The sequence below is a fragment of the Aeromonas lusitana genome, assembly GCF_002812985.1.
Classification (GTDB): domain Bacteria; phylum Pseudomonadota; class Gammaproteobacteria; order Enterobacterales; family Aeromonadaceae; genus Aeromonas; species Aeromonas lusitana.
In genome coordinates this window covers 1-21480 of sequence record NZ_PGCP01000026.1, presented here as the reverse complement: position 1 = coordinate 21480, position 21480 = coordinate 1, and the positions used below count along the sequence as shown (strand labels likewise).

22 protein-coding genes are annotated in these 21480 nt (G+C 63.3%); 18 read left to right on the top strand and 4 right to left on the bottom strand.

Annotation, left to right across the window (positions count from 1 at the left end):
* Positions 1-92: 92 nt before the first annotated feature.
* Positions 93-491: a ribosome-associated heat shock protein Hsp15 gene (gene hslR / locus CUC44_RS15490; protein WP_100860789.1), complete on the bottom strand. Its 399-nt coding sequence runs from the start codon at positions 489-491 to the stop codon at positions 93-95.
* Between the two features lie 188 nt (positions 492-679).
* Between hslR and exeC the strand changes: the two genes are divergently transcribed.
* The 12 genes from exeC to exeN all read left to right on the top strand — a co-directional run bounded on the left by exeC (position 680) and on the right by exeN (position 12273).
* Complete coding sequence (gene exeC / locus CUC44_RS15485; RefSeq protein ID WP_279627832.1) at positions 680-1558, top strand: GspC family type II secretion system variant ExeC; 879 nt, start codon at positions 680-682, stop codon at positions 1556-1558.
* A 21-nt stretch (positions 1559-1579) separates the two neighbouring features.
* Positions 1580-3646 carry a GspD family T2SS secretin variant ExeD gene (exeD, locus tag CUC44_RS15480; protein WP_100860788.1) on the top strand — a complete coding sequence of 689 codons (2067 nt, stop codon included), beginning with the start codon at positions 1580-1582 and terminating at the stop codon, positions 3644-3646.
* Positions 3643-5148 carry a GspE family T2SS ATPase variant ExeE gene (exeE, locus tag CUC44_RS15475; protein WP_100860787.1) on the top strand — a complete coding sequence of 502 codons (1506 nt, stop codon included), beginning with the start codon at positions 3643-3645 and terminating at the stop codon, positions 5146-5148. The genes exeD and exeE overlap by 4 nt, the downstream gene beginning before the upstream one ends.
* 1 nt (position 5149) lies before the next feature.
* Complete coding sequence (gene exeF / locus CUC44_RS15470) at positions 5150-6370, top strand: GspF family T2SS innner membrane protein variant ExeF (protein ID WP_100860786.1); 1221 nt, start codon at positions 5150-5152, stop codon at positions 6368-6370.
* A 94-nt stretch (positions 6371-6464) separates the two neighbouring features.
* Positions 6465-6896 carry a GspG family T2SS major pseudopilin variant ExeG gene (gene exeG, locus CUC44_RS15465; protein ID WP_100860785.1) on the top strand — a complete coding sequence of 144 codons (432 nt, stop codon included), beginning with the start codon at positions 6465-6467 and terminating at the stop codon, positions 6894-6896.
* A gap of 44 nt (positions 6897-6940) precedes the next feature.
* A complete protein-coding gene (exeH, locus tag CUC44_RS15460) occupies positions 6941-7504 on the top strand; it encodes a GspH family T2SS minor pseudopilin variant ExeH (protein ID WP_100860784.1) in 564 nt (187 codons plus the stop codon).
* An 11-nt stretch (positions 7505-7515) separates the two neighbouring features.
* Positions 7516-7875, top strand: coding sequence for a GspI family T2SS minor pseudopilin variant ExeI (gene exeI / locus CUC44_RS15455; RefSeq protein WP_100860816.1), 360 nt, complete (start codon positions 7516-7518; stop codon positions 7873-7875).
* Between the two features lie 95 nt (positions 7876-7970).
* Positions 7971-8624, top strand: a complete 654-nt coding sequence (gene exeJ / locus CUC44_RS15450) for a GspJ family T2SS minor pseudopilin variant ExeJ (RefSeq protein WP_100860783.1) — start codon at positions 7971-7973, stop codon at positions 8622-8624.
* Complete coding sequence (exeK, locus tag CUC44_RS15445; RefSeq protein ID WP_100860782.1) at positions 8614-9624, top strand: GspK family T2SS minor pseudopilin variant ExeK; 1011 nt, start codon at positions 8614-8616, stop codon at positions 9622-9624. Before exeJ ends, exeK begins: the two co-directional genes overlap by 11 nt.
* Before the next feature lie 117 nt (positions 9625-9741).
* The gene (gene exeL / locus CUC44_RS15440) at positions 9742-10926 is read left to right on the top strand and encodes a GspL family type II secretion system protein ExeL (RefSeq protein ID WP_100860781.1); all 1185 of its coding nucleotides are present in this window, start codon (positions 9742-9744) and stop codon (positions 10924-10926) included.
* Positions 10923-11414, top strand: coding sequence for a GspM family type II secretion system protein ExeM (gene exeM, locus CUC44_RS15435; RefSeq protein ID WP_100860780.1), 492 nt, complete (start codon positions 10923-10925; stop codon positions 11412-11414). The genes exeL and exeM overlap by 4 nt, the downstream gene beginning before the upstream one ends.
* Before the next feature lie 100 nt (positions 11415-11514).
* Positions 11515-12273 carry a GspN family type II secretion system protein ExeN gene (gene exeN / locus CUC44_RS15430; RefSeq protein ID WP_100860779.1) on the top strand — a complete coding sequence of 253 codons (759 nt, stop codon included), beginning with the start codon at positions 11515-11517 and terminating at the stop codon, positions 12271-12273.
* Positions 12274-12317: 44 nt separating this feature from the next.
* Here the strand turns inward: exeN and CUC44_RS15425 are convergent, their stop codons facing one another.
* Complete coding sequence (locus tag CUC44_RS15425; RefSeq protein WP_100860778.1) at positions 12318-13160, bottom strand: helix-turn-helix transcriptional regulator; 843 nt, start codon at positions 13158-13160, stop codon at positions 12318-12320.
* A 141-nt stretch (positions 13161-13301) separates the two neighbouring features.
* Here CUC44_RS15425 and tyrS point away from each other — a divergent pair, with 141 nt between their 5' ends.
* Complete coding sequence (tyrS, locus tag CUC44_RS15420; RefSeq protein ID WP_100860777.1) at positions 13302-14567, top strand: tyrosine--tRNA ligase; 1266 nt, start codon at positions 13302-13304, stop codon at positions 14565-14567.
* A 98-nt stretch (positions 14568-14665) separates the two neighbouring features.
* On the opposite strand, the gene CUC44_RS15415 is transcribed toward tyrS, so the two are convergent.
* Positions 14666-15586 carry a LysR family transcriptional regulator gene (locus CUC44_RS15415; protein ID WP_100860776.1) on the bottom strand — a complete coding sequence of 307 codons (921 nt, stop codon included), beginning with the start codon at positions 15584-15586 and terminating at the stop codon, positions 14666-14668.
* A gap of 117 nt (positions 15587-15703) precedes the next feature.
* Here CUC44_RS15415 and CUC44_RS15410 point away from each other — a divergent pair, with 117 nt between their 5' ends.
* Positions 15704-16822: an oxidoreductase gene (locus CUC44_RS15410; protein WP_100860775.1), complete on the top strand. Its 1119-nt coding sequence runs from the start codon at positions 15704-15706 to the stop codon at positions 16820-16822.
* Entirely contained in the window at positions 16819-17430 is a 612-nt protein-coding gene (locus tag CUC44_RS15405) for a LysE family translocator (RefSeq protein ID WP_100860774.1), read from the top strand. The genes CUC44_RS15410 and CUC44_RS15405 overlap by 4 nt, the downstream gene beginning before the upstream one ends.
* A gap of 38 nt (positions 17431-17468) precedes the next feature.
* On the opposite strand, the gene yrfG is transcribed toward CUC44_RS15405, so the two are convergent.
* Positions 17469-18137: a GMP/IMP nucleotidase gene (gene yrfG / locus CUC44_RS15400; RefSeq protein WP_100860773.1), complete on the bottom strand. Its 669-nt coding sequence runs from the start codon at positions 18135-18137 to the stop codon at positions 17469-17471.
* A 146-nt stretch (positions 18138-18283) separates the two neighbouring features.
* On the opposite strand from yrfG, the gene nudE reads away from it, so the two are divergent.
* The 3 genes from nudE to CUC44_RS15385 all read left to right on the top strand — a co-directional run bounded on the left by nudE (position 18284) and on the right by CUC44_RS15385 (position 21429).
* Positions 18284-18901, top strand: a complete 618-nt coding sequence (gene nudE / locus CUC44_RS15395) for an ADP compounds hydrolase NudE (RefSeq protein ID WP_167388924.1) — start codon at positions 18284-18286, stop codon at positions 18899-18901.
* A gap of 33 nt (positions 18902-18934) precedes the next feature.
* The gene (cysQ, locus tag CUC44_RS15390) at positions 18935-19747 is read left to right on the top strand and encodes a 3'(2'),5'-bisphosphate nucleotidase CysQ (protein ID WP_100860772.1); all 813 of its coding nucleotides are present in this window, start codon (positions 18935-18937) and stop codon (positions 19745-19747) included.
* A gap of 413 nt (positions 19748-20160) precedes the next feature.
* Positions 20161-21429, top strand: coding sequence for an aromatic amino acid transport family protein (locus CUC44_RS15385; RefSeq protein ID WP_100860771.1), 1269 nt, complete (start codon positions 20161-20163; stop codon positions 21427-21429).
* Positions 21430-21480: the final 51 nt, after the last annotated feature.

Genomic DNA, 21480 nt, shown 5'->3' with positions numbered 1-21480 from the left:
GGCTTCTTGGGTCAATAGACAAAAACATTGTTAAACAGATGGTTAGGAACTTATCCGCACACCTGTCGTCATAAAGGGGCCATGTTGGCTGGTTAGTATTGTTTGACCTTGATCAGCTGGCGTCGTTCCTGCTTGTCGGGACGCCGCTCCGGGCTTGGGGCAAACTGGCTGTTGAAGCGCCGTGCCTCGCTGTTCTCGGCCCGTTTCTTCAGGCTCGCTTCGGTCTCTTCATAGAGTTGCTGCGCCAGGGGAGCAGACTTTCGCTGCTCGCTGACCACCAGCACGCGCACCTCTCGCTCATCCTGGCCCTGCCAGAAACGAACGAGGGCGCCGACCTCGACGACCTTGCCCGGCTTGCTGCGCTGGCCGTTGTAATGCACCTTGCCGCCATCGATCTGATCCCGCGCCAGACTGCGGGTTTTGTAGAAACGTGCGGCCCACAACCACTTGTCGAGGCGGACCTGAGGTGTGGTTTGCAGTGGATTCGGCATGGATCGACTCCGGGATGGCTGAAAGGGGAGCCTGATTATACCAGAGGCAGGCCCCAGGATAGAAACAGGGGCACAGGGTGTGACGGAATCTGAATTTTCACCGCTTCATCCCATCCGGTCGGTTGTCTCTGGGTCCATTGCCGTACACAATAGCCAACCGATTTGGATGCCAGAAAATATTGATAAACATGACGCTACCGCTTAGGGATGATCTTTTGAGCTCCCTGCTGGCCCGTTGCAAGAGCGTGCCACTCTCCCGTTTCAGCCAGCCTCTGTTCTGGCTCTTGCTGTTGCTGCTGGCCCAGCAATGTGCCGGGCTCACTTGGCGTCTGTTCAGCCTGACCCAGACCACCCAGACTGCCCCCTGGCAGCCGTCGGTTACCGGGAGTCGGGGTGGTGAGGCTGCCCGCCTCGATCTCAGCAGCGTCAGTCGCCTCTCCCTGTTTGGCAAGGCGCCACAGATCGCCGCCGATCAGGTGGCTCAGGCGGTCGCCGCCGATGCACCCAAGACGCAGCTCAACGCCCAGCTCAACGGTGTGCTGGCGAGCTCGGATCCCGCCAAATCCATCGCCATCATCGCCCATAACGGGTTGCAGAACTCCTACGGCATCGATGACTACATAGACGGTACCCAGGCCAAGATCCGCCAGGTGTTTGCCGATCGGGTCATCATAGCCCGCGACGGCCGTGACGAGACCCTGATGCTGGATGGGGAAGAGTACGGCAAGCCCCTGCCCAAGGTGGCGCGCCAGGATGGCAAGCTCTCCTCGGTGCGCACCGAGCTGATGAGCAACCCGGGCAAGATCACCGATTACCTCAATATTTCACCGGTACGGGTGGATGGCCGCATGGTCGGTTATCGCCTGAACCCGGGCAACAATCCTGAATTGTTCAATCAACTCGGACTGGTCGCCAACGATCTGGCGGTCAGCATCAATGGTCTGGATCTGCGGGACAACGCACAGGCTATGCAAGCTATGCAGCAAGTGGCGGGCGCCACGGAAATGACCGTCACCGTCGAGCGGCAAGGACAGCTCTATGACGTCTATGTCGGCTTGTCAGAATAATGAATTGGAGTAGCACCAAGAATGAGAAATAAAGGGAAGGGCTGGCGCTTTGCCACGGTTGCGGCGGCCTTGATGATGGCTGGCTCCGCCTGGGCCACCGAATATGCCGCCAGTTTCAAGAATGCCGACATCGAAGAGTTCATCAACACGGTCGGCAAGAACCTGAACAAGACCATCATCATAGAGCCCTCGGTGCGCGGCAAGATCAATGTCCGCAGTTACGATCTGCTCAACGAGGAGCAGTATTATCAGTTCTTCCTGAGCGTGCTCGACGTCTATGGCTTCGCCGTGGTGCCTATGAACAATGGGGTGCTCAAGGTGGTGCGCTCCAAGGATGCCAAGACCTCCTCCATCCCTGTGGTGGACGACAGCAACCCGGGCGTGGGTGACGAGATGGTGACCCGGGTGGTACCGGTGCGCAACGTCTCGGTGCGCGAACTGGCGCCCTTGCTGCGCCAGCTCAATGACAACGCCGGTGGTGGCAACGTGGTGCACTACGAGCCCTCCAACGTGCTGCTCATCACGGGCCGCGCCGCCGTGGTCAACCGCCTGGTGGAAGTGGTGCGCCGGGTGGATCGGGCTGGCGACCAGGACATGGACGTCATCAAGCTGAAATATGCCTCCGCCGGCGAGATGGTGCGGCTGGTGACCAACCTCAACAAGGATGGCAACAATCAGGGCGGCAACGCCCCCCTGCTGCTCTCCCCCAAGGTGGTGGCGGACGAGCGTACCAACTCTGTGGTGATCAGCGGCGAGCCCAAGGCGCGCGCCCGCATCATCCAGATGGTGCGACAGCTCGACCGTGACCTGCAGAGCCAGGGCAATACCCGGGTCTTCTACCTGAAATACGGCAAGGCCAAGGATCTGGTGGATGTGCTCAAGGGCGTCAGTTCCAGCATAGAGGCGGACAAGAAGGGGGGCGGTGCAGCCGCCAGTGCAGGGGGCGGTGCCAGCATAGGCGGCGGTCAGCTGGCCATCTCGGCGGACGAGACCACCAATGCCCTGGTGATCACAGCCCAGCCGGACGTCATGGCCGAGCTGGAGCAGGTCATCGCCAAGCTCGACATCCGCCGTGCTCAGGTGTTGGTGGAGGCGATCATTGTCGAGATCCAGGACGGTGACGGTCTGAACCTCGGGGTACAGTGGGCCAACGCTAACGGTGGCGGCACCCAGTTCACCAATACAGGCCTGCCCATTGGTCCCGCCATTATCGCGGGCAAGGATTATCAGGACAACGGCAACACAGACGGGCTCGGCAAGCTGCTGAACGACTTTAGTGGCATGGCGGCGGGCTTCTACAAGGGGGACTGGGCGGCTCTGGTGACGGCGCTCTCCACCAACACCAAGAACGATATTCTCTCGACCCCGAGCATCGTCACCATGGACAACAAGGAAGCCTCCTTCAACGTCGGCCAGGAAGTGCCGGTGCAGAGCGGTTCCCAAAGCTCCACCACTAGCGATCAGGTGTTCAACACCATAGAGCGCAAGACGGTGGGCACCAAGCTGGTGGTGACGCCCCAGATCAACGAAGGAGATTCGGTGCTGCTCAACATAGAGCAGGAAGTCTCGAGCGTTGCCCAGACCCAGGCGACCGGTACCGCGAACCTGGGCCCCACCTTCGATACCCGCACCGTCAAGAACGCCGTGCTGGTCAAGAGCGGCGAAACCGTGGTGCTGGGTGGTCTGATGGACGAACAGACCAAGGAGCAGATCTCCAAGGTGCCTTTGCTCGGCGATATCCCCGTGCTGGGTTACCTGTTCCGCTCCACCTCCAACACCACCTCCAAGCGCAATCTGATGGTGTTTATCAGACCGACCATATTGCGTGACGCCAACGTCTACTCCGGCGTCTCCAGCAACAAGTACACCCTGTTTAGGGCCGAACAGCTTAATCTGGCTGCCGAGGAGGGCTATGCCACCTCGCCCCCCCGTCAGGTGCTGCCCGCCTATGGTCAGGACGTGATGTTGTCCCCCGAGGTGCAGCAGCAGATCGAGAAGATGAAGGCGCAGCAACAGGCGACCGCCACCGGGGTCAGAACCCAGGTGGTACAGCCTCAGAGCCAACCTTTCGTGCAGAGCAAGCCCTGATGGCTTATCAACTGGAGAATAGCGAGCTGCCGGCTGAGTTGCCCGAGCTGCCGTTTGCCTTCGCCCGCAACTTCGGGGTGATCCTGACCGAGCGGCAGGGGGCCCCCGTGTTGCTCTGCCGTCAGGGGGTTACTCCCCAGACCCTGCTGGAAGTGCGGCGGGTGGCGGGCTGCGGCTTTGCCATCGAACAACTCGATAGCGAGGCATTCGAAGAGCTGCTGATGGCCCACTATCAGCGCGATTCTTCCGAGGCGCGTCAGTTGATGGAAGATCTCGGCAACGAGATGGATTTCTTCGCCCTGGCCGAAGAGCTGCCCCAGAGTGAAGACCTGCTCGATGCGGACGACGACGCCCCCATCATCCGCCTCATCAACGCCATGTTGAGCGAGGCGATAAAGGAGGAGGCGTCCGACATCCACATCGAGACCTTCGAGCGGGCCCTGGTGATACGCTTTCGCATCGACGGTGTGCTGCGGGAGATCCTGCGGCCTCACCGTAAATTGGCCTCCCTGCTGGTGTCGCGCATCAAGGTCATGTCCCGCATGGACATAGCCGAGAAGCGGGTGCCCCAGGATGGGCGCATTTCCCTGCGCATCGGCGGCAGGGCGGTGGACGTGCGGGTCTCGACCATGCCGTCCAGCTACGGCGAGCGGGTGGTGTTGCGACTGCTCGACAAGAACAACGTGCGGCTCGAGCTCAAGCAGCTCGGCATGACGCTGGCGAACCGCAAGGTCATCAGCGAACTCATCCGCAAGCCCCATGGCATCATTCTGGTGACGGGGCCGACCGGCTCGGGTAAATCCACCACCCTGTATGCGGCGCTGTCCGAGATCAACTCCCGGGATCGCAACATCCTCACTGTCGAAGACCCTATCGAATATGACCTGGAAGGGGTCGGTCAGACCCAGGTCAACGCCAAGGTGGACATGACCTTCGCCCGCGGCCTGCGCGCCATCCTGCGTCAGGATCCGGACGTGGTCATGGTGGGGGAAATCCGCGATCTGGAAACCGCCCAGATAGCGGTGCAAGCGTCGCTGACCGGTCACCTGGTGATGTCGACCCTGCACACCAACACCGCCATCGGCGCCATCACCCGGATGCGGGACATGGGGATAGAGCCCTTCCTGCTCTCCTCGTCCTTGCTGGCTGTGCTGGCTCAGCGACTGGTGCGTACCCTCTGCCCGGATTGCCGCGCCCCGCATCCCATCAGCGAACAGGAGCGGCTCGCCATGGGCATACCGTTGGCGCCGGATCAGCAGATGTGGCGCCCGGTCGGTTGCGAGCAGTGCAACCACACCGGCTATCGTGGCCGGACCGGCATCCATGAACTGGTGGTGATCGACGATGCTGTGCGCGAGGCGATCCATGGAGCCAGCGGCGAGCTCGCCATCGAGCGGCTGATCCGGGGTCATACCCCCAGCATCCGTCGCGATGGCATCGACAAGGTATTGCTCGGCCAGACCAGTCTGGAAGAGGTGCTGCGCGTGACCCGGGAAGACTAAGATGGCGGCGTTCGAATACAAGGCTCTCGACGGTCGGGGCAGAAACAAATCCGGGGTGATGGAGGGTGACTCCGCGCGCCAGGTGCGCCAGTTGCTGCGCGAGCAGGGGCTGACGCCGCTCGAGGTAAACGAGACCACGGAGAAGGCGAAGCGGGAGGCCAATCGCTTCGTGCTGTTTCGCCGCGGCGCCTCCACCGCCGAGCTCGCCCTCATCACCCGCCAGCTGGCGACCCTGGTGGGGGCTGGCCTCACCATAGAAGAGGCGCTCAAGGCGGTGGCCGAGCAGTGCGAGAAGGCCCATCTGCGCAGCCTGGTGGCGACCGTGCGCAGCAAGGTGGTGGAGGGCTATTCCCTGGCCGATTCCCTCGGTGCCTTCCCTCACGTGTTCGATCAGCTGTTCCGCTCCATGGTGGCGGCGGGGGAGAAGTCCGGTCACCTGGAGAAGGTGCTGAACCGACTCGCCGACTACACGGAGCAGCGCCAGCACATGCGCACCAAGCTGCTGCAGGCGATGATCTACCCCATAGTCCTCACCTGCGTGGCGATCGGTGTCATCTCCATACTGCTCACCGCCGTGGTCCCCAAGGTGGTGGCCCAGTTCGAACATATGGGCCAGCAGTTGCCCGGCACGACCCGTTTTCTCATCGGCACCAGCGAACTGATGCAGCACTATGGGCTCTGGTTCCTGCTGCTGCTGTTCATCGGCGGTTTTGTCTGGCGCTGGTGGCTCAGCGACGCCAATCGTCGTCGCCACTGGCATGGCATCTTGCTGCGCCTGCCGGTGATAGGCAGGGTCAGCCGTGGCCTCAATACCGCCCGCTTCGCCCGTACCTTAAGCATCCTCAACGCCAGCGCCGTGCCCTTGCTGGAGGGAATGAAGATCTCGGGAGAGGTGCTCTCGAACGACTTCGCCCGCAGCCGGATCGGTGAGGCGACCGAGCGGGTGCGGGAAGGGACCAGCCTTCGCAAGGCACTGAATGAAACCAAAATTTTTCCGCCCATGATGCTGCACATGATCGCCTCAGGCGAGCAGAGCGGCGAGCTCGACAGCATGCTGGAGCGGGCGGCGGACAACCAGGATAGAGAATTCGAAACCCAGGTGAATATCGCACTCGGGGTGTTCGAACCCATGCTGGTGGTTTCCATGGCCGGGGTTGTGCTGTTTATCGTGATGTCGATCCTGCAGCCGATCCTCGAGCTCAACAATATGGTGAATTTGTAAGGTTCCGAGTTCGATGACACCGCCTGGCGATCAGTCGAACCCATAGATCACTTTCTGATGGCCCGCGCCATCTCATTTCGTTAGGGAGTTAGTCATGCAAAAGCGTCGTCAAGCCGGTTTCACCCTGCTGGAAGTCATGGTGGTCATCGTGATCCTGGGGATCCTGGCCAGTCTGGTGGTGCCCAACCTGATGGGTAACAAGGAGAAGGCGGATCAGCAGAAGGCGGTCTCCGACATAGTCGCGCTGGAAAATGCCCTCGACATGTACAAGCTGGACAACAACCGCTACCCCACCACTGAGCAGGGTCTGGATGCCCTGGTCAACAAGCCGACCGCATCCCCGGAGCCGCGCAGCTACCGGGAAGGGGGCTATATCAAGCGCCTGCCGCAAGATCCCTGGGGTAACCAGTATCAACTGCTGAGCCCGGGCCAATTCGGCAAGATCGACATCTTCAGCATGGGGCTGGATGGGGAAGCCGGTACCGATGATGACATCGGCAACTGGAACCTGAAGGACTTCCAATAAGTGCGTGATTGCGCCCTGCTTCAGCCTCTGTGGGTGAGTCTTCCGTGAGACTCACCTCGTCCCGTCATCGTCAGTCCGGCTTTACTCTGCTGGAGGTCTTGCTGGTCGCCATGCTGATGGGGCTGATTGCCACCGCCGTCACCCTCAGCATGGGGGGCGCCAAGGGTGACAGGGAGCTGGACAAGCAGGCCCGTCGCTTCATGGCCACCCTGCAGCAGGCCCAAGAGTATTCGGTGATGGATGGCCGTCTGCTGGGGCTGCGGCTCGAGGAGCACGGCTGGCAGTTTATGTCCCGCAACCCGAAGGATCGCAAGTGGCAGGCGCTGACCGGCGACAAGATCCTGGGGCCGGCGCAACTGTCCGAGGAGATGACACTGGCAGTGGCGCTGGAGGGGTTCAGTTGGCGCACAGACTCGGACGAGAAGACGGAGCAGGGCCGTGACGAGCGAGAACGCACTCCCCAGATCCTCATCTTCCCGGGCGGTGAGCTCACTCCTTTCATGCTGACCATGAGCCAGCAGGTAGATGACGAGAAATACCTGCGCACGGTCAAAGGAGATGAGTTCGGTCGCCTCTCCCTGCAAGAAGACGAAGAGGAAGAAGAGTGAGCGCCCCTTCCATCAAGATGCGCGGCATGACTTTGCTGGAGGTCATGGTGGCGCTCGCCGTGTTCGCCATCGCAGGCCTTGCCGTGATGAAGACCGCCAGCGAGCACCTCTCGGGCCTCAACTACCTGGAAGAGAAGACGCTGGCGACCTGGGTGGTGGAAAACCAGCTGGTGCAGCAAAAACTCGAAAACAAGTGGCCGGGTGACAGCTGGGTGGAAGGGGACGAGGAGCTGGCCGGGCAGACCTGGTACTGGCGCTATCGCGGCGTCGCCACGGCAGACAACAACTTCAAGGCGCTGGACATGGAGGTGCGCACCGCACCGAAGGCCGAGAGTCCGGTGGCCATGATCAGGACCTATATCAGCCGATGAGCGGGACTCAAGAAATGGACAGGTTCCTGAGCCAGGCTCAACGGATGACGTGCTTTGCTCACCATTCCCGCCATCGCGGCCTCACCTCGCGTGATATGCCGGCTGGGCCATCGCCAGCACGACGGGCGTTCGTTCGCCAGGCCGGCTTTACCCTGCTGGAGATGCTGGTGGCCATCGCCATCTTCGCCAGCCTGAGCATGGGTGCCTATCAGGTGCTGCAAGGGGTGCTGACCAGTGATGAGGTGGCCAAGAAGAAGGAGGCCCGGTTGTCTGAGCTGCAGCTCGCCTTTGGCCTGCTGGAGCGGGACGTCAGCCAGATGGTGCCCCGCAGCGGTCGCATCGACGGCGAGAACAACAAGGTGCTGCTGGCGGCTTCCCGCTTCGGTCAGCAGAGCGATGACTGGGGCATGGCCTTCATTCGCGGTGGCTGGCTCAATCCGGACGGCATCTTGCCCCGCTCCGGCCTGCAGCGGGTGGGCTGGCGGCTCAAGGATCAGACCCTGGAGCGGCTGAGCTACGCCTATCCGGATCCGGTGATAGGCACTGAGCCGCGCATTCAACCCGTGCTCAAGGGGGTGACGGCGCTGCGACTCTATTTCTACGACAAGGGGATGTGGAAGGAGGAGTGGACCCAGCGCGATCTCTTGCCCTACGGGCTGGCGGTGGAGCTGGATCTGGAGGATTACGGCACCATTCGCCGGCAGTTCCTGATTGGGGCCGGTGGTCAGAGGGCCGAGAATGGCGGCTAAGCGTCGCTCCCGTCCCGCCCGTCAGGGGGGCATGGCCCTGTTGGTGGTGCTGCTGATCCTCTCGGTGATGGTGATCATCGCCAGCAACATGAGTGGCCGCTTGCAGCTCGAGCTGCGCCGTACCAGCAACCTCACCATCGGCAAGCAGGCCTGGTGGTACGCCATGTCGGCGGAGGCGCTGGTGATCAAGGTGCTCAACCAGGACTTCAAGGACGATCCCGAGGTGGTGAACCTGAGTCAGAACTGGGCACGGGAAGACGGTGTCTTCCCGGTGGATGACGGCACCCTGTCCGGTCGGGTGCGGGATCTGCAATCCTGCTTCAACCTCAACAGCCTGAGCGTGGCGAAGAAAGAGGGGGAGGATGGGGACAACCTGGAGTCGCAGCCCTATCCGGTCAAGGCGTTCCGCGCCCTGCTCGTGGCGCTGGAGGTCGAGGAGTACGAGGCGGTGCAACTGACCGATGCCATCCGCGACTGGACCGATAAGGATACCCAGCTGGTCTCCAGTTACGGGGCCGAGGATGCCTATTATGAGGGGCTCAATCCCCCCTATCTGGTGGCCAACCAGTGGATGCTGGGCACGGATGAACTCAGAGCCGTGCGAGGCATGACGGGGGCGCTCTACGCCCGGCTGGCTCCCTACGTCTGCGCCTTGCCCAACGACAAGCTGCTGATAAACATCAACACCATCAAGCCGGAGCGGGCGGCCCTGCTGGTCGGCCTCTATCAGGGCAAGATAGGGCTGGATGATGCCAAGCAGGTGTTGACCAGCCGCCCCAAGAAGGGCTGGAAAGAGAAGAAGGCCATGACGGATCAGCTGCCGGTGCAACCGGGCTCCGTCAATGGCCTGGACGCCGTGCTGGACATCAAGAGCAGCTACTTCGAGGCCAGCCTGCTGGCGGAAGTGGGTGATGCGCGGGCACGTCTGAAGACGGTGTTCCAGCGTGGCAAGGACGGTAAATTGGTGATGCTGCGTCGTCTGAGTGACGGCGCCGAATAACAGGGAGTGGGGGAGCCGCAGGCGGCCCCCGGTCCCGCCCCTTATCAAGGCCGCAGCCCAAGGCTGTGGCCCCGCCCGTCCACCAGGATGCCGGCGGGCATGGCAGGAGAACTATTTGTGAGCGAGAGTCTGGTCATCCGACTGGGGACCCATGCACAGCAGCCGGTAGAGTGGCTGGTGTGGTCGACGCAGGAGCAGGAGATCATCGCCTCCGGCACCCTGGCGTCCGCCCACGCCCTCGGCGAGCTGCAGGAGCGTGCCGGTGGCCGTCCCGTGGTGACCCTGGTGCCGGGCAGCGATCTCATCTTCCGGCGGGTCAGTCTGCCGGGTAAATACAACCGCCAGGCAGCGGCGGCCCTGCCTTATCTGCTGGAAGAGCAGATCGCCTCCGATGTGGACGCCCTGCACCTGGTGGTGCTCGGTCATCAGGGCAGCGACGTGGATCTGATGGCAGTGGACAAGGCCAAGATGCAGACCTGGCTCGGCTGGTTGCAGCAGGCGGGTCTCAAGAGCCTGCAGTTGTTGCCGGACGTGCTGGCCCTGCCGCTGGTGGCCGATGGCTGGTCTGCCCTGCAGCTGGGGGACGCCTGGCTGCTGCGCCAGGGCCCTCATCAGGGCATAGTGGCGGAGGAGTCCCTGCTGACCATGTTGCTGGCGACCCAGGCCGAGCCTGTCACCATCCACAGCCATACGCCGCCCCCTGCCATGGCCGGTGCCAACTGGCTGGCGGCGGATCCCGAACTGCCCATGCTGCTGCTGGCCAAGGGGGCGCTGACCTGCCAGGCCAACCTGTTGCAGGGCCCTTACCGGCCCCAGACCGAATACTCCCGCTACTGGTTGCAGTGGCGCAAGGTGGCCGTGGTGGCCGGCCTCTTGTTGCTGGTCGCCCTGACCCAGCGCGGTGTGCACCTCTATCAGCTGGCGGAGCAGGACAAGGCGCTCAAGGCCGAGATCCGGCAGGTCTATACCCGGATTTTTCCCGGGGAGACCCGCATCGTCAACATCCGCAGCCAGATGACCCAGCACCTCAAGATGCTGGGGCAGGCACCGCAAGACGGCGTCTTGCTGCTGCTGACCGAGCTGGCTCCTGTGTTCGCCGAGGTGCCGGGTCTCAAACCTGAGGTGCTGCGCTTCGATGCGGCGCGCGGCGAGCTCAGGTTGCAGGTCACTGCCCCCGGTTTCACCGAGATAGAGCGTTTCCGAGAGCTCGCGGGCAAGCACTTCGAGGTGCAGCAGGGGGAGGTGCGCAGCACAGAGGGCAAGGTCGAAGGGGCACTGGTGCTCAAGGGTAAATCATCATGATGGACAAACTGCAAGGCTGGTGGCGTGGCATCAGCACCCGTGAACAGCGGCTGGTGGCGGTGGGGGGCAGCTTCCTGCTGCTCGGGCTCTGCTACTGGGCCATCTGGCAGCCGATCGCCAATCGCATCGCCGAGCGGGAGCGGCAGGTCGTCAACCAGCAGCAGACGCTCGCCTGGCTCAAGGAGAAGGGGCAGGAGGTGCTGGCCATGCAGGCCAGCAGCGGTCGCCAGATAGACACCAGCGGCACCCTGGACGGGGTGGTGAACCGCACCGCCTTCAACCAGAAGATCAAGATAGCGCGGCTGCAACCCCAGGGGCAGGAGCTGCAGGTGTGGATCGACACGGTCCCCTTCGACGATCTGCTGCTCTGGCTCGCGACCCTCTCGGATCAGCACGGGGTCCAGGTGCAGATCATCGAAGTGGCCAGGGAGAACCTGGCACCGGGTCTGGTCAAGGTGAGGCGCCTGCAATTGAGCCGCCCCCAATGACGCATGGCATCTCGATAGCCGGCCTGCTGCTGCGGGCCGCCAACGATAATCTGGTTTCGAGCCTGGACAAGGTCGGACATATGCAGCCGAGTCGTCAAAAATGAAGCGTAAAATTCTAATTTCAGCCCTGTTTTTGGTGACCTATCTCGGTTTTCTTCTGGCGCAACTGCCCGCCTCCCTGGTGGTCCGTTATCTGCCGCTGCCCCCCAATCTGGTTCAACTGGAAGGGGTAAGCGGCACCCTCTGGAGCGGCCAGGTGGCACGCCTGCAATACGCCAGCGAATCCCTGACCCAGCTGCGCTGGGATCTCAACGGCTGGTCCCTGCTGCGCCTCGCTCCCGAAGCCTCCCTGCGCTTTGGCGATCGCGCCGGGCTCAACGGTCAGGGGATTGTGGGCTGGAATGGGGCGGCCTTCGGTCGTGACCTCACCCTCAATGTGCCCGCGCCCTGGCTGCTGGAGCGGTTGCCCATGCGGCTGCCCTTCCCGCTGACGGCGGCGGGCCAGTTGCAGCTCAAGGTGGATCAGTTCGCCCAGGGCAACCCCTGGTGTGATGATCTCTATGGCAACCTCTACTGGTACGATGCCGTGGCTGATACCCCGGCGGGCAAGCTGCCCCTGGGGGATCCCGAGGTCAAGCTGACCTGTCTGGATTCCCGCCTGGTGGCCGAGCTCAAGCAGGGCTCGGAGGCGGTGCAGGTGCAGGGCAAGCTGGAGCTGCAGGCCAATCGCCAGTATCTGTTCCAGGGAACCCTCAAGCCGGGGCCCGAGCTACCGGATCAGATGAAGCAGGGACTGCCCTTCCTCGGTCAGCCCGATGGGCAGGGGCGCTTCCCCCTGCGCTATCAGGGCCGGATCTGAGGCTTTATGGATAAACAAACACCCCGCTGCTGCGGGGTGTTTTGTTATGGGGCTGGGGAGAGCTGGTCCTGAACAGTACCAGGCTCGGGCGCCGTGATCAGATGGTTGAGGAAGAAGCTGAACAGCTCGGCCTGTGAGCCGATGCGCAGCTTGCCGTAGAGATGCTTGCGGTGGTTTTTCACCGTGCCGGTACCGATGGCGAGTGCGTCGGCGATGGCCTCGGTATCCAGCCCCTGCAGCAGCAGGGCGGCGACCTGGCGCTCGCGCCGGGTCAGCAACTCTGCGCCTATGCTGGCCATGCCATCGGCGATCGCCTGCCTGAGCATGGCGCCATCCTGGCTTGCTGGGTTGGCCTTGGCGGCGCTCTGTGCCAGCAAGGGCTCGGCTTGCCGCCAATGCTGGCGGCAGAGGGAGTGCAGCAGGGGGAACAGGGCTTCCAGCCTGGCCCGCTCACTCTGGCTCAGGGCCCGGCGTTTGCCGAGCCGACCGAGGAACAGCACCAGGGTCAGCCTGGGTCGGATGGGCAGGATCAGCCCCACCTCCTCCTGCCAGCCGGTGGCCTGATAGAAGCGTTGGCGATAGTCCGGATCGAGGGGGCCGCGGGACACCTCGGCCAGGGTCCAGACCCCGGCCGCCAGCCCGTTTGCCAGCGCCTGCATAAAGGGATCCTGACCGAAGTGACCGGCGAGGTAGCGATCGAACAGCAGCTCCCGCTGATGGCTGAGGTTGTCATAGAGGTAGACGGGCCTGCGCTCCATCCCGAGCAGCAGGGCACAATCGAACGAGACCTGCTGCTGGATGAGGCGCACCAGGGCGGCCGGGAAGGCGCTGCCATGCAGGGCATCGACGGCATCGGTCAGGGCGCTAGTGAAGGCGGCGTGGGTCATGACGAGTCTGGATCCAGAGAGGGGACAGGCCCCGTATGAGCGCATGCTAGCACGTAGTGGCAAAACTGTCCCTCAGGGGACATATCTGCGCCGCCCCCGAGGAGAGAGGATGAAGGTTTTCCCCCGCAGTTTGGAGAAACCATGACAGACCCTCACTTGCTCGATGAGCTGACCCAGCGCGGGCTTATCGCCCAAAATTCAGACCCCCAGGCGCTCGCCGCTCATCTGAGCGATCCGCGTACCCTCTATTGCGGCTTCGATCCCACCGCCGGCAGCCTGCATATAGGCCACCTGGTGCCGCTCCTGATGCTGCGCCGCTTCCAGCTGGCCGGCCACAGACCGGTGGCCCTGGTGGGGGGCGCTACCGGCCTCATCGGGGATCCCAGCTTCAAGGCGACCGAGCGCAGCCTCAACAGCGGCGACACCGTGCAGGGCTGGGTCGCCAGCCTGTCGGCCCAGATCGCCGCCCTGTTGCCGGCGAGTGACGGTCTGGCGGCGCCGCAACTGGTCAACAACGCCGACTGGATGGGGCAGATGTCGGCCCTGGACTTCTTGCGCGATGTGGGTAAGCACTTCTCGGTCAACGCCATGCTGGCGCGGGAATCGGTGCGCCAGCGCCTCGCTCGCCCGGATCAGGGCATCTCCTTTACCGAGTTCTCCTACGCCCTGCTGCAATCCCAGGACTTCGCCGTGTTGCACGAGAAGCTCGGCTGCACCCTGCAGATCGGCGGCAACGATCAGTGGGGCAACATCACCAGCGGCATGGATCTCACCCGCCGCCTGCATCAGGCCCAGGTGTTTGGCATGACGTTGCCCCTCATCACCAAGGCGGATGGCACCAAGTTCGGCAAGACCGAAGGGGGCGCCATCTGGCTGGATCCGGCGCTCACCTCCCCCTACGCCTTCTACCAGTTCTGGCTTGGCACGGCGGACGAGGATGTGTACCGCTTCCTGCGCTACTACAGCTTTATGCCGCTCACGGCGATTGAAGCACTGGAGGTGGAAGATGCCAACCGTCAGGGTCGCAAGCGGGCGCCCCAGGTGCTGGCGGACGAGCTGACCGCCCTGGTGCACGGTGAGGCCGCGCTCGCCCAGGCGCAGGCCATCAGCGAGCTGCTGTTCAGCGGGCGGGTGGATGCGCTCGGCGAGGCGCAGCTCGCACAGCTCGCCGCCGGTGGTCTGCCGACCACGCCCTGGCAGGCCGACGGGGATCTGGTGGCGCTGCTGGTGACGACCGGGCTTGCCGCTTCCAAGCGGATCGCCCGCGAGCTGCTGGCGGCCGGTGCCATCACCCTCAACGGCCGTCCGGTCGAAGGGTGCGAACTGGCCGAGACCGACTGGCGCTTTGGCCGCTACCTGCTGCTGCGCCGGGGCAAGAAGCAGTACCACCTGGTGTTGCGTTCATAGACTAGGTGCTTCCTGGCCCCCGGCTCGCGGATGACGTAGCCGAGGGGGGTGAGCTGGTAGGGGTTGGCCATTTTCTGCTGCGCGACCTGTTGCTGCGCTTATAGGGTGGGCGCCTCCTGTCCCCCCAGCTCGCGGATGACATGATCGAGGAAATGGGTGATGAGGGCCGAGTCGGCACGTCTCTGGGTATAGAGGGCGTAGAAGTGAGCCCCCTTGGGTCGGTAGTCCGGCAGCACCTCGCCAACCGATCCATCGGCCAGCTCGCTGGCCACCAGGTAGCGGGGCAGGCGAGCGATGCCGAGCCCCTGGCGCATCGCCTGGTGGATGGTCTTCTTGTTGCTGAAGGCGAGCTCGCCCGCCACCTCCAGAGGGATCTCGCTGCCCTGATGGAGCAGGGTCCAGCGCTCGTGGCGATCGTAGTCCCGGCTGCGGGTGATGAGGCTGTGTTGCAGCAGATCCTGCGGCTGGTGCAGGAGCGGGTGGCTGGCGAGATACCCCTGACTGGCGCAGAGCACCAGCTCGTCCGGCACTATGGGGCGGGCCAGATAGGGCTCGGAGTGCAGCTCAGTGCTGCGAAAGGCGACGTGGATGTTGTCGCGCAGCAGATCGGCCCTGTGATTGGAGAAGTCGGCGATGAGGCGCACCTCGGGGTGGCTGGCGCGAAAGCGCAGCAACACAGGGGTCAGCACTACCTCTCCCCAGAGGTCAGGCGCCGTGATCCTGAGCTCCCCGCAGAGGCTCTGGCGCCGCCGTTGCAGACCGTCCAGCAGTGCTTCGTGCAGGGCTATCATCTGGTCGGCCTGGCGGTAGACCAGCTCCCCCGCATCGGTCAGCTGCACCCGGCGGGTGGTACGGCTGAGCAGCACGGCGCCCAGGCTCTGCTCCAGGTGGCGCAGATCCTTGGAGGCCTTGCTCGGGGTGATGCCGAGGTGGCTGGCCGCCGCCGCGAAGGAGCCAAAGCGGCTGATGGCCACCAGCAGGCGCATCAGATAGAGGGTGTCGAGTTTGTGGTTGTCCATGGGGCGTCCGATATTGTGTCCTGTTGGGAATGAATGTCTTTCCTTTGGCTATGATTATGTCTTTTTGGGCTTGGATTATAGTGGCGCCAATCTGATCAAGACGCCAGGAGAGAGACCATGGACAAGCGGTTGAACCAGGATTTTCATTTCGAACGGGCTGGCCTGCGGCTCAAGAACCGGGCCGTGCTGGCTCCGCTGACCCATAACATGAGCCAGGACAACGGGGATCCCAGCCGGGCCGAGCTCGACTGGCTGGCTCGCTGCGCCCGTGGCGGGTTCGGCATGCTGATCGCCGCCGCGACTCAGGTGCAGCCGGGTGGACGCTGCTGGCAGGGACAACCGGCCCTGATGACGGATGCCCAGCAGGCCGGCTTCGCCGAGCTGGCACAACAGGCCGAGGCCAACGGGGCTTTGGCCCTGATCCAGCTCCATCATGGCGGGGTGCGCGCCCAGCCGGCACTGAACGGCGGGGCTCCTGTGGGCCCCAGTGCCATGGCGGCGGGGGATCGCTACCCACTCGGGGTACAGGCGCTGACGGAGGCGGAGATCCTCGGCCTCATCGACGCCTTCGTGCGGGCCGCCGAGCGCGCCCACGGGGCCGGTCTGCATGGGGTCGAGTTGCACGCCGCCCACCATTTTCTGCTCTGCAATTTTCTCAATCCCCTGCTGAACCGGCGGGAGGATGAGTGGGGCGGCAGCCTGGCTAACCGAGCGCGCCTCCTGATCGCCATAGTGCGGGGCATCCGGGCCCGACTGCCCCGCACCTTTCTCGTCGGGGTACGGCTGTCGCCAGAGAGCTATGCCAAGGTCCAGGGCATCAGTCTTGCCAACCAGCTGGCGCTGGCCGGACTGTTGGCAAAGGAGGATATCGACTACCTCCACTTCTCCATGGGGGACAGCTTCAAGGAGGTGGACGGGGATCGAGGCAAGGGCTCTTTGCTCACGGCGGTGCACGAAGGGGTGGCGGGCCGGGTGCCGCTGATGGTGGCGGGCAGGATCCGGGATGCGGACTCGGCCGGGCTGGCCCTGGCCGGCGGCGCGGATCTGGTGGCGGTGGGCTCGGCGGCCATCGGCAATCCGGACTGGATGCAGAAGGTGAGCCGCGCCCTGCCGCTGCGCCAGCCCCCCTTCGCGGCGACCCTGCTGACGGAGCTTGGCTTCACGGCGAGCGCTCTGGATTACCTCGGCAGCCTGCCCGGGCTGGTCGCCCAGAACGAGAAGGTGGGGGCCTTATGAGCGAGTGGACCCTGTTGTGGATGTTTGTTCCCACCTTCTTTCTCATCTCCGCCTCCCCCGGCCTGTGCATGATGCTGGCCATGAGTTTCGGGGCCAGCCTGGGGCTGAGGCGGACCCTCTGGGTCATCACGGGTGAGCTGGTCGGGGTGGCCCTCATCGCGCTGACCGCCTTGCTGGGCTACACCCGGGTGCTGGTGGAGCATCCGGCCCTGCTGCAGGGCTTCAAGTATGGCGGGGCACTCTACCTGCTCTGGCTGGGAGTCATGGGCTGGCGTGCCAGCCGCGGCGGTGCACTGATGCCCGAGGCGGATCGGGGGCTGCTGGCCCTGGCGCTGCGTGGCTTCACCGTCGCCATCTCCAACCCCAAGTCCTGGCTCTTCATGATGACCCTGCTGCCCCCCTTTATCAGTCCGGATCTGGATGTCGGCCGCCAGACCCTGGCCTTCGTCACCCTGATAGTGCTCATCGAGTGCGTCAACCTGCTGCTCTATGCCTATGGGGGGCAGAAGGCAAACCGCTTGTTGCAAGGGCAGGGGCGGGGGGATCTGCTCGGGCGACTCTCTTCCCTGCTGATGATGGGCATCGCCCTCTACTGGCTGCTGGGGTGAGAGGATGAGAGGGCGGCCACGGATGGGCCGCCTCTCGTTCAGGCTATGAGGGGCAGCAGCTCGGCGTAATCCTTGAGGGCCGGGAAGCGACGGAACTGCAGCGGCGGCATGGCGCTGTCGGGCTGGTGGATACCGAGCTGGTGGGCAATGCCGTAGTCGGCGGAGGCGACCAGGATCCGCTCGCTGTCGTCGACAAAAAGGGTACGGGCGGGATCGAAAGGCACGCGCTCGGCCAGAGCCTGCCAGCTCTCTTGGCTCTCTTTTGACCAGCCGAGCTCATGGCTGCTGACGATCTCGTCTAGATGCTCATCGAGCCCGAGTTGTTCGATCTTGACCGCCAGGCTGGCCGGGTGGGCGTTGGTGAACAAAACGCGGCGCTTGCCGGCGGCCTTGAGGGCGGCGAGGAAGGGAATGACGTTGGGGCGCCACTGGATCTTCCCCAGGATCTCCTGCTTCATCCCCCGGATATCCAGGCTCAGGGTCTGGCTCCAGTAATCCACACAGTACCAATTCAGGGTGCCGGCCACCGCCTCGTAGTGGGCGTCGATGCGCCGCTTAGCCTCATCCGGCGCTAGGTTGTGGCGCTCGGCATAGCGGGCCGGGACCAGGGTCTGCCACAGGTGGCTGTCAAAATGCAGATCGATCAGGGTGCCATCCATGTCGAGCAAAACGGTATCAATCTGGTGCCAGGGCAGTGAGGTCGGCATGCATATCCCTTCTTGTAACAAAGATGCGGAAAAAAGAGCGGCATTATAACGGATTTTTCAGACCGCTTTCCCCGCCTTGCCCCGTGGTGTTCACTCGGGGAGTCGTTTACTCTTGAAGCACGATTTTTTAACGAGCAGCGTCCCCCATGAGTGAGCACCACAAGAGCAAACCTGAACACATTCGTGTGGATATGATCGCTCACGACAAGAGCAAGCCGGAGATCCTCAAGGCCGAGATAGTGGCCGAGAGCCGTCTGTTCAAGGTGGAGTCCCTGCACCTCAAATTCAGCAACGGGGAGGAGCGTGTCTACGAGCGCATGCGCGGCGGCAACCGGGGCGCCGTCATGGTGGTGCCCATGCTGGATGCGCACACCTTGCTGCTGGTGCGCGAATACGCGGCGGGCACCCACTCCTATGAGCTCGGCTTCCCCAAGGGGCTGATCGATCCGGGCGAAAACGCCTTCGAGGCGGGCAACCGTGAGCTGATGGAAGAGGCCGGCTTTGGCGCCAACAGCCTGGTGCCCCTCAAGCAGGTGTCCCTCGCCCCCGGCTACTTCTCCAGCCGGATGGACATCTTGCTGGCCCGGGATCTCTACCCGGAGCAGCGCATCGGCGATGAGCCCGAGCCCCTCGAGGTGATCCCCTGGCCGCTGAACCGTATCGACGAATTGCTGGCGCGACCCGACTTTACCGAGTCGCGCAGCATCAGCGCCTTGTTGCTGGCCCAGAAGTGGCTGGCGGAGCAGGGAAATGAGCGCCCATAGGGGCGATGAGCAAGAGAAACAGAGGGTAGCGAGATGCAGGAGTTGTTGGCCTGGGTGCCTGGGGTCAAGGAGATCGCCCGCGAAGCGGGACGGATCCTTCACGAAATCTATCACGGCGGTCAATTCGAGCGTCAGCTGAAGGAGGATGCGACCCCGGTCACCAGTGCCGATCTTGCTGCCGATGCCTACCTCAAGGGAGCGCTGTCGGCGCTCACTCCCCATATTCCCGTGCTGACCGAAGAGGCGGCGGACGTGCCCTTCAGCCAGCGGGCCAACTGGCGTCAGTACTGGCTGGTGGACCCGCTGGACGGCACCGGCGAGTTCATCGCCGGCAGCGGCGACTTCGCCACCCTGATCGCCCTGGTGCAGGACAATGCACCCGTGCTCGGGGTCATCTATGCGCCGGAGTCCGACGTGCTCTACTGGGCGGTGCGCGGCCACGGCGCCTTCAAGGAGGCGGGGGGTGAGGTTTACCCCATCAGCGCCATGCACCACGAGCACGATCAGCCGGACGCCCTGGTGGTGGCCATCAGCCGCCGGCAGAAGCTGGAGCGGCTGACCCGGCGCCTCAACCCGGCCATCAACTACGAGCTGATCCCGCTCGGCTCCAGCTCCCTGAAGTCCTGCCTGGTGGCGGAAGGGGCCGCCGATTGCTACGTGCGCCTCGGCCCCACCGGCGAGTGGGACACCGCCGCCGCCCAGTGCATCGTCGAGGCGGCCGGGGGGCGCATCCTCAGCCTGGCGCTGCAGCCGCTGAGCTACAACGAGACGGAGTCGCTGGAGAACCCGGACTTCATCGTGATGGGGGACCCGGGTCTCGCCTGGGGCAAGATACTGGTCAGCTGATGGGGCCGGGATCCCGGCGCCGACATCGCAAAGGGCGGCCTCAGTGTCGCCCTTTGCATTAGCGTGATCCTCTGCCTGATGGCGACTTTGACAGGGATATTCGCTGGTAAATGCGAGTCGTGGCAGTGGATCATCATACCCAGCCGGAGTAACTTGGTGGGTCGCTACATGTAATTCTGCAAATACTCAATCTGTCAAAATAAAAAATCATCCCGATCGTTAATTTTGGTTTTATGTATCGTAAAAACCAGAATGTCAGGATATATAGAATTACAGTGCCCGATTCTCCTTCCCAATCTCACTGGCTGAGGCTGGCTTTGGCAGTGATATCTGCCAGTCCCCATTTTTGAGAATTAAATTCTGAAGTAGCACAATAACTGCAGATTAAAATACTGGTTATGAGTGAATTATCGATGAGTTTATCTGCAGAGGTCACAGCGGAGCTATCCGGTTCCCCATCCGTCTCCACCCACACCGGCTGGCGTCGTCACGACACCCACTGGGTCATCAGCCTGTTTGGCACCGCCGTCGGCGCCGGCATCCTGTTCCTACCCATCAACCTGGGGCTCGGCGGGATCTGGCCCCTCATTATCGTCGCCGTGCTGGCCGGTCCCATGACCTTCCTGGCCCACCGTGGCCTGGCGCGCTTCGTGCTCTCCTCTTCTCGCCCCCAGGCGGATTTCACCGAGGTGGCGGAGGAGCATTTCGGCAAGATGGCCGGCCGCCTCATCTCGGTGCTCTACTTCCTCTCCATCTTCCCCATCCTGCTCATCTACGGCGTCGGTCTGACCAACACGGTGGAGAGCTTCATGATCAACCAGCTCGGCCTGGCCACCCCGAACCGGGTGATGCTCTCCGGCGTGCTGGTGTTTGCCATGATCGCTGTGATGCTGGCCGGTGAGAAGGCCATGCTGCGGGCCTTCGCCTTCATGGTTTACCCGCTGGCGGCCATTCTGGCGGCGCTCTCTTTCTACCTCATCCCCCAGTGGCACTGGCCACAAATGGTGGCGTTTGAGGGCGCGAGTTTTCTCAACACCGTCTGGTTGGCGCTGCCGGTGACGGTATTCGCCTTCAGCCACGCCGCCGCCATCTCGGGTTTTGCCAACGTGCAGCGCCGGGAATACGGCGAGCAGGCGGAGGCCAAGAGCGGCCTGATACTGCGCAACACCACAATCATGCTGGTAGGCTTCGTGCTGTTCTTCGTCTTCTCCTGCGTGCTGAGCCTCTCCCCGGCCCAGCTGGCCGAGGCCAAGGCCCAGAACGTCTCCGTGCTCTCCTACCTCGCGAACATCACCGACAACCCTGTGATAGTGACTTTGGGGCCGCTCATCGCCTTTATCGCCATCAGCTCCTCCTTCCTCGGCCACTTCCTCGGTGCCCGCGAGAGCTTGAAAAGCCTGATCGCCAAGCCCACCGGTTTGTCGCTGCCCAAGGCGGACAAGCTCGGCATCGCCCTGATGTTCTTCGCCATCTGGGGTGCTGCGGTGATCAATCCCGGCATCCTCGGCCTGATGGAGACCCTCTCCGGCCCCGTCATCGCCATGATCCTGTTCATCATGCCGGTGGTGGCCATCTACAAGGTGGAGGCGCTGGCGCGTTTTCGTCAGGGTTGGGCCAACGGCTTCATCCTGCTGACCGGTACGCTGGCGGTGTCGGCGCTGCTGTTCAGCCTGCTGAAGTAACACATGGCCTCTGGCTAGAGGCAGAAATATGAAAAGAGGCGACCCCGGGGT